Here is an 11,866-nt window from a genome sequence, read left to right on the forward strand (position 1 = left end):
GGGCAGCCCGAGCCGCGTACGGCTCTCAGTGACCGGCACCGCGGACGGTCAGCTCCGGCTCCCCGTGCGCGTCCTCGGGCCCGAGGACCGCGGTGAAGGCGCCCGTCCGGACGACCAGCCCGTCCTCGCCCCGTTCGACCGACACCGCCAGCGGCTCCTCGGACCCGTACCGCACCGCGAACACATGCAGGTCGTCCGGCGCGTCCGCGACCGGCCCGGCCTCCAGGGCCGTCGAGCTGACCAGATGGCGCCAGCCCTGGTCCGGGTTGCCGTAGCCGCGCGGGTCCTCGGCGAGGGCGAACGCGGCCTGTTCCTGGGTGAGTTCCGCGCGGGCGTCGAAGTGCTCGGCGCCCCGGGCCTCGGGGTGGGTCAGCCGCAGGGTGCCCGCCGAGGACACGGCCGCGTGGGCCGTACGGCGGACCCGGTCGCCGTCGTCCTCGGCGTAGGGCAGGCCGGCCAGCAGGTACGGCGTCCCGTCGAGGCGTTCGACGGCGACCGTGGTCCACAGGGTCGTGCCGTCGGTGACGTACAGGGAGCGCACCCGGCGCAGGACGTGGTCGCGGCCCACGACCGGCTTGGTGACCAGCTTGGCCGTCAGGCCGTCGGCGCGGACGTCGCGGACGCGGACCTCCCCCATGGGGCGGCACAGCAGGAAGCCGTCGGTGACGGGGCCGAAGCCGTGCTGGCGGTTGACGGCGGCGGGCAGGCAGTAGGTGCCGGCCGCCTCGATCACCGCCGGGGTCATGCGGTCGTCGAAGGCCACCGAGACGGTGCCGGCGCGCAGCTGGTGCCGTGCGGGCACCGGTGACGGCTCTCGGTGCCAGGGCGTGGTGTCCTGGATCTGCCAGACCAGCATCCACGCGAAGTGACCGTCGACGCCGCCGTCCGGCTTGACCGCGTGGCGGGCCCAGCGGCTGTCGCCCCGGTATCGGCCCAGGTCGGCGCCGATGCGGGCACCGAAGTAGCGCAGGCCGAGTACCGACTCGAAGGCGGAGTGCTGCTCGCTGTAGCGGGGGCCGCCGTTGTCGAAGCCGCCGCCGGTGAGGCGGGCGTCGATGTAGCGGGCGAGGGCGTCGCCGTCCTCGGCGAAGACCTCCTCGCCGCTGACCAGGTGGGCCTGGGCGAGGAACGACAGGGAGATCGGACCGTAGTTGTTGTCGTAGGCGCCGCCGTGCTCGGGGGGCAGCAGGGCGCCCCGGTCGCGGACCCGGTGGGCGCGGATCTCGTCGGCGTACAGCTCCAGCGCGCGGGCGCGTACCGCCTTCCCGTCCTTTGGGGGCAGATGACGGGACAGCATCAGGCCGCCGACCACACAGCCGATGGCCTGGTTGCCCGCCTCCTGCGGGTTGAAGAAGGTGGCCTCGGTCAGCCAGCGCCAGTAGCCGTGCCCCAACTCGGCCGTCGCGGAGCGCGGTTCGTCGTCAACAAGACCGTCGGCCACGTCGAGCACGTTGACCAGTTGCAGCAGCGCCCAGACCGTGCTGGGCCAGTCGCCGATGGGGTGGGCGCCCGGGGCGAGGGTGTAACGGGCGTACGGCAGGCCGGAGTCGCGCACCCTCAGGTTGGGGTATCCGGGGTTGTCCTCGGTGTACACCCGTTCGCGGAGGTGGAAGGCGAGGCTGCGGCGCACCGCTTCCGGCAGCCGTGGGTCCTTGGTGCGCTGCCAGGCGAGCGCGAGGAGCGAGGTGATGCCGAGTGAGGTGTCGCCGATGTCGTCGACGCAGTCGGGGTGTTCGAGGTTGCCCTCGGGCGTGACGCGCGCGAGGGCCTGCTCGACGACGTCGGCGAGGACCGCGTCGTAGGCCTCGGGGCTGTCGGGCAGGTCGTGCAGGGGGCCGCGCTGGTGTGTGAGGTGCACGGGAGGGGACGTGAGGTGCACGGGGATCAGCCCTTCATGCCTGAGATGGCCTGGCGTCATTCGTCGGGGTCACACGACTGGTGCGGGGCGGCGGGCGCGCAGTGCGACGGTCAGGGTGTGCGGGCCGTGTCCACCGATGTAGACGCGGTTCCCGGTCGTGGCGTCGGTGCCGCCCACCACGGTGTAGTCCTGACCAGGGTCGTACCGCAGTGCGTCGCTCCGGTCCGGTCCGGCAAGCGGTTCGCCTGCCTCGACCGCGGCCTCGATCCGGATCTCGTCGTCACCGACCCGGTAGGTCATCGGCCCGGTCGTCAGGCACCAGCGTCCGTCGCCGATCGGTACGGCGCCCTCCGGCACGCCGCCCGGCCGGAAGGTCAGTTCGAGGGCCCAGGGCACCCGTGGTCCGCTGATGTCGATCCGCAGGTCGGCCCCGTCCTCCCTCAGGTCCACCTCGACGCGGGTCGTGTGGGAGACCTCGTCCCGAGGCCGGTCCGGGAAGGCCATCGCGGCCGAGAAGCGTCCCTCGTCCGCCATCCGGTAGGCGCCGTCGTCCCGTCGCCGGTCCGGCGGGAGCGGCTGGTAGTAGGCGGCCGTGAGGGTTTCGGTGAGCCGGTACCGGTTGGCGTCGAGCTGTTGCATGTCGGCGGCGCGGAACGGGCCCAGGTCGAAGAACCCCCGCGAGAGGCGGACGGCGTCGAGGACGGCGTCGCCGGCGAACAGGCGCAGGAAGGTGGGGTTGCAGGCGAGGCCCGAGCGGATGCGCCGGTGTTCGGGCACGTCGGAGCCGCCGTACACCACCGTGTGCGCGGTGGCCGAGGCGCGTGCGGCGAGGCGTGCGGTGGTGAGGTACCGGTCGCGCGGAAGGGGCTCCGCAGTCGGGGCCGGAAGGGCGCGGCACAGGTCCGGGGTGAGGAGGGTCTCAGCGAGCAGGTCGGGGTCGTCGATGCCGCCGACGGCCGCCAGCCGCGCCACCCGGGCGAAGTCGCCCCGGCCGGTGCGGATCGCGAGCAGCCGGTAGTGCGGCAGGTAGGGCGCCAGCGGGAACGGGTGGTTCTGGTCCTGCCGTCGCGAGTGGACGGTCTCCACCGTGCCGTCCGGCCTGATCAGGTCCAGCGTCGTGGCCAGATTGCGTTCGACGGCGTACAGCAGGTCGGCGCGGCCGAGCACTTCGGCCAGCACCAGCAGCGACGGGTTGGACACATGAGCCGCGTAGTTGGCGCTCCGTTCCGAGTACAGGCCGTCCGCGTCGATGTCGACGCCCTCGCAGAGCCACTCCTCGACGCGGTCGAGCAACCGGTCGTCCGGGAACGACCGGTGCAGCCGGGCCAGCGCCGCGCACAGCTCCCAGCGGTGGTTCGGGGTGTGCACCCCACCCGTCAGGAGACTGCCACAGGCGGCGCCGGCGATCTCGGCGAGCGCGGCCGTGACCTCGCGCAGTTCGGGCCCCGCGCCGGTGGCGAGGACGTGCGCGTCGCACACGTCGTTGACGGTGAACGCGGAGTCAGGCGGTGACTGCACGTTGTCGCCGCCGGCGAAGAGGCCGGTGGGTGTCTGAACGGCCCGGAGGGCGCCCAGGTGGGTCAGCGCGGCGGCGACGGATCGCCCGCTGCCGTGCAGTGCCGAGTCCGGGGAACGGTATGCCGCGACCAGGGTCTTCACCCGCCGCGCCAGACCGCGGTGCGGCACACCGGCGGGCTCCTCGTCGGGGCTGGCCGCCAGCGGGGCGGCCGTCCGGTCGGCGGCACGGGCCGCCGACCGGACGAACTCGTGGTCGAGCGGGGTGGGCAAGGTCAGTCCTTCAGGCCGGCGTTGATGTCGGCGTTCATGACGTACTTCTGGAACACCAGGAAGACGACGATCAGCGGGACCATGGAGATGACCGATCCGCCGAGCAGCACCGACCAGTTGATGTTCTGCGCGCCGACGAGGCTCTGGATGCCGATCTGCACCGTGAACTTCTCGGGGTCGTTCAGCATCAGCAGCGGCCAGATGTAGTCGTTCCACCTCCACTGGAACGACAGGATGGCGAGCGTCAGCATGATGGGCCGGGAGAGCGGCACCATGATCCGCATGAAGATCGCCAGCTCTTTCGCGCCGTCGATGCGGGCGGCCTCGATGAGTTCGTCGGGGACCGTCAGGAAGAACTGGCGGAACATGAAGCAGCCGGTCGCGGTGAGCAGGGCCGGGAGGATGATGCCGGAGAGCGAGTTGTAGAGGCCGAGGTCGCGGACCACCAGGAACAGCGGGGCGAGCATGACCTCGGCCGGCAGCATCGTGGTGGCCAGGATGCAGAGGAAGAAGGCCTTGAGCCACTTGTTGTCGTACTTGGCCAGCGCGTACCCGGTGCAGCAGCTGACTCCCACCGTGAGGATCGTCGCGATCAAGCACACGATGATCGTGTTGATGAAGTACCCGGAGAAGTTGGCGCTGGCCCACGCTTCCTTGTAACCCGACACGGTGGGGTCGTCCGGGAACAGCGTCAGCGGAAGGGAGAACAGGTCTCCGGCCGGCTTGAAGGAGCTGAGGACGAACCACAGCACCGGCACCCCGTAGAGGGCCGCCAGGACCCACAGCAGTGTCGTCGGGGCAATCGCGCGCCGAAGCCCACCGGTGGCCGCGCCGCCGGACCGCTTCCTGAGGACGGCCCGGCCGGGCCCGGAGTCGACCTTGCGTGGCATGTCTGTGGTTGTCATCGGTTCTCCACCCGCCGGTTGACCATCATCTGGATGACCGCGACGACCATCAGGATGAGCATGAGCACGAACGACGCGGCGCTCGCGTAGCCGATCTGCCCCGTCTTGAACCCGGTCTGGTAGATGTACTGGACCAGCAGGTTGTTCGACGTTCCGGGTCCACCGTTGTTGAGGGAGGCGAACACCGCGTATTCCTTCATCGCGTGGATCGTGTTGAGCAGGATGACGATGAAGGACGTGGGGGCGATGCTCGGCAGGGTGATACTGAAGAACTGGCGCCACGGACCGGCGCCGTCGAGCGCCGCCGCCTCGTAGTACGACGTCGGTACGTTCTTGATCGCCGCGATGAACAGCAGCATGGAGAAGCCCGTCCAGGCCCAGGCTGCCGCCACCACGACCACCATCAGTGACAGGTCCGCGTTCGACTGCCATGGAACGGCGCTTCCGCCGACCTTCTCGATGAGGTAGTTGACCAGTCCGAAGTTCTCACCGAACAACCATCGCCACAGGACACCCACGATGATGGGCGACAGCAGCCACGGGATGAAGAAGAAGATGCGGGCGACCGACGCGCCCTTGGCGTGCTTGCTCACCAGCACGTTGGCGATGAGCAGCGACAACACGAAGTTCAGCGGAACAAAGAGCACGGTGTACAGCAGCGTGCGGGTCGTCGCGGCATAGAAGGTCGAGTCCCCGAGCAGCTTCTGGTAGTTGTCCAGTCCGACGAACTGGAACGCCCCTACGCCCGTGTAGTTCGTGAAGGAGTAGACGAGCCCGATCACCGCCGGCCAGACGAAGAACAGCGCGAAGAGCACGACATTGCCCGCGATGAGGACGAGCGGCGCGAGGGTGTACTTGCTTCGTCTCCTGGGCGGGCTCACGGACGTGTCCGAGGCTCGTTTTGTCATCTTCCTGACTCCGTGCTGGTGGAATGGGTTCCTGTGGGCTCAGGCCATGAGCCCGGCGTCATGTGGGGCCTGAGTCCCGGGCGGCGGGGTCGGGACACCGCCGCCCGGGACTGCCGGGCTGCGCTCAGCCGCCGACCTGCTGGTTGTAGCCGTCCACGATGTTCTGCAGGGCCTTGTCGGCCGACTGCTCGCCGTTGATCGCCTTGCCGAGCTCCGCCTTGGTCGGGTCGTCGGCGAGGCTCTTGCCCTTCAGCACCCAGTTCGTCTGCGCGCTGTTGAAGTAGCCGGAGATCGGGTCGTAGAGCGGGATGGACTCGTTGTAGAGCTTGAACGCCGCCTGCGCCGCCTCGGACTTGAAGGGGTACTTCGGGTTCAGACCGCTCTCGACCGGCAGGAAGCCGGAGGCCTCGCACAGCGCCTGGTAGTGGTCGGGCTCGTACAGCCAGGACAGGAACTTCTTCGCGGCGGCGGCCGCGTCGGCGTTGTTGTTGAAGCCGACCGTCATGCCGCCGCTGTTGACGTCACTGGCCTGCACCGGCTGGGCGGGGGTCGGGACGCTCGCCCACTCGAACTTCGTGATGCTCTCCGCGTAGGCGGCGACCTGCCACACGCCGGACCAGTAGGCGACGACGTCACCGCTCTGGAACATGGCCGACGGGTCGGCGCCGCTGGTCCACACCGACTTCGGCATGGTCTTGTCGTCGTTCCATCCGACGAAGGTGTTCACGGCCTTCTTGGTCGCCGCGTCCACCGAGAACTTGCCGGAGTCGTCGGCGTGGACGTACTTTCCGCCCATCTCGTACACCATGGCGCGCAGCCGGGACGGCGACTGGTCGAACGTCAGGGAGTACTTGGCCTTGGTCTTCTCCCGGACCTCGTCCGCCGCCTTGATGAAGTCGGTCCAGGTCCAGGTCTTGTCGGGCGAGGTCGGGTAGTCGACGCCGGCCTTCTCGAAGAGCGACTTGTTGATGAACATGCCGGACGCGGTGACGTCCGAGGGGATGGACAGCACCTTCCCGGACGAGTCCTTGGCGACGAAGTTGGCGTTGATCTTGTTGGTCTTGTTGTTGGCTATGTCGCTGAGGTCGATCAGCTTGTTCGACCAGATCGGGTCCAGCGCCGGCACGGCCGCCACGTCGGGCAGCGAGTTCGCCTGCGCGGAGTTGCGCAGCTTCGTCGCGTAGCCGTCGTAGGGGATGTTGACGAGCTTGACCTTGACGCCGGTCTCCTTCTCGTACTGCGCCACCATCTTCTTCCAGCCCGCGTCCTGCCCCGGCACCGTGGAGATCCAGAACGTCAGCGACTTGGAGGTCCCGCCCGAGTCGGATCCCCCTCCGCAGGCGGAGAGCAGCAGGGCACCTGCCGTGGCAACGGCAGCGAGGGGAGCCAGGCGGCGCATACCGCCGCGGCCGAGTCGGCGGGAACGCCGCACACCCACAGTGGTCATCTTCGATCCCTTTTCGTCGTAGGAGACGGCCCGGCGCCGACCGAGGCGGCACGGGGGTGCATTGTGCAGGAAAAGTCACTTTCCGGGGCGCGGCCTCGCCCGGCCGCGTCGTCCACGCGGGGTGGCATCCCCGGCCGTCCTGGCCGTCACCGCACGGGCACGCCCTCGTGCGGTTGCCGTACGTCGAGTACGGGCGGGAGGCTCGCCCCAAGCCGGCGTCCCGGCCGACTTAGAAAGCGCTTGTCCGGACATTGGCAGACCGAGTCCGAGGCCGTCAATCCTTCGCTCGCGCGGCTTCGGTCACGGTTTGGACTCCCCGGGCGACCGCGAGGCGGGCGGCACCCACGACGGTGCCGAGCTCGCCGAGGGTGCCGGTGATCACTTCGGTGGGCCAGCTCAGACGGTCCAGTTCGGCCCGGACCCCGGCCAGGACCTGCGGGTCCGCGCCGGTGCTGCCGCCCAGCACGATCAGTCCCGGGTCCAGTACGGCGGTCACCGCGGCGGCCAGACGGCCCACGTCCGTGCCGTGGCGACCGACCACCGCGAGGGCCGCGGTCCGGCCCTCGTCGGCGAGGGCGAAGAGCCGTTCGGTGGTGTCGGGGCAGGGCCCGTCGGCCTCCGGCCAGGCCTCTGCGGCCCGTCTCAGCAGGGAGCGGGCGCCGATGTACTCCTCCAGGGCCTCGTGACGGGGCTCCCGGCCGTCGTCCCAGGGGTAGGGCAGCCGGGCCAGCTCACCGGCGGCCCCGTTGGCCCCGCGCAGCACCTGGCCGCCGACCACGATGCCCAGGCCGATGCCCACGCCGATCCGCAGGTAGCCGAAGGTGTTGCGGCCCCGGGCGGCCCCCTCGTGCAGCTCCGCGAGCGCGGCGCAGTTGACGTTGTTCTCGAGGTGCACGGGAACGCCCGGCGGCAGCGCGACGGCCATGGCGTCGAAGACCGGGCCCGCCTTGGCGGTGGCGGGGCGCTCACCGGTGCCGTCCTCGTGCGCGGTGACGTCACCGACGGCGACGACGACGCTGCGCAGCGGAGCGCCGGCGGGCAGCGCGGCGAGAGCCTCGCGCACCACGTCCGCGGCCTCCTGCCGGGGCCCGGTGGCCTGGGCGAGCAGGGTGCCGTCCAGGGCGCAGCCGCGCACCCGGGTGAGGGCGGGGCCGAGGTCGACGGCGAGGGCACTCCCGGCGGCCGGTCCGAGTCCGTAGACGGCGGCGGAGCGGCCCGTGCCGCCGGAGGCGGTGCCCCAGTGGGCGGCGAGCCGGGCGCCCTCCAGCTCGGCGACGGCGGAGGACACCGTCGGTTTGGACAGACCCGCCAGGCTCGCCAGCTGGGGCCGGGTCGCCGTGCCCGCCCCGGCCAGTACGGCGAACACCGCGCTCGCGCTCTCGGTCAGGCGTGGGGCGTTCGCCACGTCGTGTTCCACAGTTCTCCCACTCGGGTCGAGGGCCGCGCTCCCGGGTTCTTTCGTCTCCGCGGGTGCGGCGATGGGATGCCCTGGCGTCGCCCCCGACCGCCCGCCGGCGGCCTGTCCGGGACGCCGCGGCGGTCGGGTACGCGATGCTCTTGACACGCACTGTACTTCGTTAGTTAACTTCCTAACGAACGTCACGGTACTCGCCTGCCGTGCTCCGTCAGAGGCCCGTCCCGGGGCTTCCCTAGCACTTCGAACGTCCCTCCTGCAGGCACGGTTCGCCCACCGTCGCAGCCCCGCGCAACGACGAAAGAGGATCCGTGCAGGACGCTTCCCCCGCCGGCCCTGTGGTGGTCGGTATCGACGTGGGCGGCACCAAGACGCAGCTGCGCGCCTTCGCGGGCGAGCTGCGCGTCGCCGATCACGTCCGGCCGAGCAGTGGCTGGCGACCGCACGACCCCGTGGCCGCCGCAGGCTGGCTGGCCACCCTGGTCGCCGAGGCACTGCCGGCGGGCACGCGCCCGTCCGCCGTCGCCGTGGGCGGACACGCCTGCGAGACGCCCCGCCAGTGCGCCCAGATACGCACCGCCCTGCAGCTCCACTTCGACGCGCCCGCGCTGGTCATGGGCGACGCCGAACTCCTCGTACCCGCCGCCGGTCTTCACCGGGGTGTCGGCCTGGTCGCCGGCACCGGTTCGGTCGCGGTCGGCCGGCTCGACGACGGCACCGCCGTCCAGGTCGGCGGCTGGGGCGCGGTCCTCGGCGACGAGGGCGGCTCGGCCGGACTCGTCCGGGAGGCCGCACGGGCGGTGTGGGCGGCACACGACCGCGGCGAGCAACCCGACGAACTGGCCAAGGGCCTCGTCACCGCCTTCGGTGTCTCCGAGGTGCCGGCGCTCGGAGCGGCGCTGGAGAGCGCCGGCGACGTCTCCGCCGAATGGGGCCGGCACGCACCCGTGGTGTTCGCCGCCGCCGAGGCGGGCTCCTCTCTCGCCCGCTCCGTCGTCACCGAGGGCGGCCGCGCCCTGGCGGCCCTCGTCGCGCGGCTCGCCGCCCGCGGGGTCGCCGTCGACGACGTCGTGGTCGCGGGCAGCACCGTCCTCGCCCAACCCACCCTTTACGACGCCTTCGTGTCGTCGCTGGCCGAGCGTGTGCCGACGGCCCGGCCGAGTCCCCTCGAGGTGGCGCCGGTCGAGGGTGCGGTGGCGATGGCCCGTTCACTCGTATGACATGTGGCGGACGCCGGGTCACCCCCGGTCCGACACGACTCGCCCGTAGTTCTTCGCTCGTACGGCTCCGGAAAGCGCGTTCGGCCCCCGCGTCACGCGCCACACCGTCGGCCGCAGTCGTTCGCACCACCTCCTTCCTTTGGCCGCAGGGCCGATGAACTCCAGAGAGGCAGACGCATGCCGTCATCAGCCGGGCACCGTTCCCCGTCGTCGGTCCGTGAACTCGCCGTGAACCGAAGGGGATTCCTCAAGACGTCCCTGGGCGCCTCGGCCGGTGTGCTGGCCGCGCCCACCCTCGCCACCTGGCTGGCCGCCACGGACGCCAAGGCGGCCACCGCCTTCGCCGCGTTCGTCGACGACTACAAGACGAACGTCGTGGCGAACCTGACGCCCGAGACCAACGCCGTGGTCCGGATCCTCGGCGGCTTCGCCAAGGTGTGGAAGACCGGCGGCGCCTGGAACACCGGCACCCCGCTGATGCCCGAGGTGCTGCGCGCCAACATGCGCTACTGCGCCCGGATCACGTCCGCGCGCACCGAGGCACAGGCCCGGGAGGCGTTCGTCTACGACCGGCAGCACCAGAGCTACGCGATGATCGCGGCCCTGGGCCCGCTGGCCGACCTGTACCGGACCGGCGCCAAGGCGGTCACCTCGATCACCGAGGCCCCCGAGACCACGCCCGCCACCACCATCAGCGACGCCGTCCCGGCCGGCGCCCCCGCGGGCTCCGCGATCGGCGCGGGCTCCTACGACTCCGCGCTCGGCCAGGTCGCCAGGCTGGTCGACACCGTGCGCGGCCCGTTCGCCTCGGGCAACCCCGGCAAGTACGCCTTCCAGTACCCGCGTCCGTGGCGCATGAACGAGGACAGCGAGGTCGTCGACACGGGAGCCAAGGACGCCCTCGGCTACCCCGTGTACGACTCGGAGGTCGTCGTCGTGACGCAGCTGCTGCGCCAGCGCAGCACCTCCCCGACCGACGACGGCGGTTTCCCCAGCGGCCACACCAACGCCTTCCACCTGGCGGCCCTCGGCTTCGCGTACGCGGTGCCGGAGCGCTTCCAGGAGCTGGTGACCCGGGCCTTCGAACTGAGCCACACCCGGATCATGTCGGGCATGCACTCCACCGTCGACGTCCTCGGCGGCCGGATCATGGCCACCGCCCTGGCCGCCGCCGCGCTGGCCGACCCGGCGAACGCGGACCTCAAGGCCGCGGCACGCGCCCAGGCGCTGGCGTACTTCCAGGAGAAGACCGGTACGACGGCGGACACGCTGTACGCGTACGCCCACGCGGACGGCTCCGACGCCTACGCCGACCGGGACGCCAACGAGTGTGCGGTCAGGCCCCGGTTGACGTACGTACTGACCCGGCGGGGCCGCGACGAGCCGCTGACCGTGCCGAAGGGCGCCGAGGTGCTGCTGGAGACGCGGCTGCCGTACCTGGACGCGGCGCAGCGGCGCGAGGTGCTGCGGACGACCGCGCTGCCCTCGGGATACGTCCTGCTGGACGGCTTCGAGCAGTGGGGCCGGCTGAACCTGTTCGCCGCGGCGGACGGTTACGGCGCCTTCGACTCCGACGTGAGCGTGACGCTCGACGCGGCGGCCGGCGGCTTCAAGGCGGCCGACAGCTGGCGCAACGACATCGACGGCGACGGCGGTCTGACCAAGCGCGGCACCGGCACCCTGACGCTGACGGGCCACAACCGGTACACGGGCGGCACCGAGCTGGCGGACGGTGTGCTGGTCGCCGGATCCGCCCACGCGCTGGGCCACGGTGACGTGCGGGTGTCCGGCGGCACGCTGCGGCTGGGCAAGTCGCTTCAGGTCCACGGCACGTACGCGCAGGAGTCCGGCACCCTGGAGGTCACCCTGCGGTCGGGCCAGGAGCCCGTCCTGGAGGTGACGCGCCGCGCGGTGCTCGGCCGGGGCAGCACGCTGTCGCTGCGCCTCGACGCCCAGCGGCCGCCTGCCGCGGGCCGCACGGTCCGCGTCCTCGGCGCTCCCGTGCTGCGGGGCCAGTTCGACCGGATCGAGCTGAACTCCGACACGCTGCGGGCCGTACCCGTCTACACGGCGGATGGTCTGTCGGTACGACTCCTCAAGCGGTAACGCCTCCCGTGGCGGGAGCTGATGCAGAGTAGGGCGCATGAGACGCCCCTCGCTCGCTCCCGCCACCGCCCGCCCGGTGTTACCGCGGGGCGGATGATGACGGGAGAACGGCGCTCGGCCCTCGAACCGGCCCCATGCCCCCGGGTCGCGGACGCCCCGGCGCCGCGGCGCCGGTGGTCCGGCCGGCGGTGGCCGGTGCCGCTCCTGGTGTTCCTGCTGC

The 11,866-nt window shown here is 71.4% G+C and carries 8 protein-coding genes; 2 read left to right on the forward strand and 6 right to left on the reverse strand.

Annotated features, from left to right (window positions below):
* Positions 1-25: 25 nt before the first annotated feature.
* The 6 genes from AQJ84_RS32635 to AQJ84_RS32660 form a co-directional block, all read right to left on the reverse strand.
* The gene (locus tag AQJ84_RS32635; RefSeq protein WP_053190410.1) at positions 26-1,858 is read right to left on the reverse strand and encodes a hypothetical protein; all 1,833 of its coding nucleotides are present in this window, start codon (positions 1,856-1,858) and stop codon (positions 26-28) included.
* Positions 1,859-1,927: 69 nt separating this feature from the next.
* Positions 1,928-3,646, reverse strand: a complete 1,719-nt coding sequence (locus AQJ84_RS32640) for a hypothetical protein (protein ID WP_053190394.1) — start codon at positions 3,644-3,646, stop codon at positions 1,928-1,930.
* Positions 3,647-3,648: 2 nt separating this feature from the next.
* Complete coding sequence (locus AQJ84_RS32645; RefSeq protein ID WP_030042769.1) at positions 3,649-4,551, reverse strand: carbohydrate ABC transporter permease; 903 nt, start codon at positions 4,549-4,551, stop codon at positions 3,649-3,651.
* Positions 4,548-5,459 carry a carbohydrate ABC transporter permease gene (locus AQJ84_RS32650; RefSeq protein ID WP_030042770.1) on the reverse strand — a complete coding sequence of 304 codons (912 nt, stop codon included), beginning with the start codon at positions 5,457-5,459 and terminating at the stop codon, positions 4,548-4,550. The genes AQJ84_RS32645 and AQJ84_RS32650 overlap by 4 nt, the downstream gene beginning before the upstream one ends.
* A gap of 124 nt (positions 5,460-5,583) precedes the next feature.
* A complete protein-coding gene (locus tag AQJ84_RS32655; RefSeq protein WP_053190395.1) occupies positions 5,584-6,906 on the reverse strand; it encodes an extracellular solute-binding protein in 1,323 nt (440 codons plus the stop codon).
* Positions 6,907-7,180: 274 nt separating this feature from the next.
* Positions 7,181-8,311: an ROK family transcriptional regulator gene (locus AQJ84_RS32660; protein ID WP_225877350.1), complete on the reverse strand. Its 1,131-nt coding sequence runs from the start codon at positions 8,309-8,311 to the stop codon at positions 7,181-7,183.
* Between the two features lie 320 nt (positions 8,312-8,631).
* Between AQJ84_RS32660 and AQJ84_RS32665 the strand changes: the two genes are divergently transcribed.
* Together AQJ84_RS32665 and AQJ84_RS32670 are read left to right on the forward strand one after the other, a co-directional pair.
* Positions 8,632-9,540 carry an N-acetylglucosamine kinase gene (locus AQJ84_RS32665; RefSeq protein WP_053190396.1) on the forward strand — a complete coding sequence of 303 codons (909 nt, stop codon included), beginning with the start codon at positions 8,632-8,634 and terminating at the stop codon, positions 9,538-9,540.
* A 177-nt stretch (positions 9,541-9,717) separates the two neighbouring features.
* Positions 9,718-11,646, forward strand: coding sequence for a phosphatase PAP2 family protein (locus tag AQJ84_RS32670; protein WP_053190397.1), 1,929 nt, complete (start codon positions 9,718-9,720; stop codon positions 11,644-11,646).
* Positions 11,647-11,866 lie beyond the last annotated feature (220 nt).

The sequence above is a fragment of the Streptomyces resistomycificus genome (assembly GCF_001514265.1).
GTDB lineage: Bacteria > Actinomycetota > Actinomycetes > Streptomycetales > Streptomycetaceae > Streptomyces > Streptomyces resistomycificus.

Bases quoted from the DNA above. Each gene is read 5' to 3' on its own strand.
- AQJ84_RS32645 (WP_030042769.1), bottom strand. From the start codon at position 4,551: ATGACAACCACAGACATGCCACGCAAGGTCGACTCCGGGCCCGGCCGG.
- AQJ84_RS32650 (WP_030042770.1), bottom strand. From the start codon at position 5,459: ATGACAAAACGAGCCTCGGACACGTCCGTGAGCCCGCCCAGGAGACGA.
- AQJ84_RS32655 (WP_053190395.1), bottom strand. From the start codon at position 6,906: ATGACCACTGTGGGTGTGCGGCGTTCCCGCCGACTCGGCCGCGGCGGT.
- AQJ84_RS32670 (WP_053190397.1), top strand. From the start codon at position 9,718: ATGCCGTCATCAGCCGGGCACCGTTCCCCGTCGTCGGTCCGTGAACTC.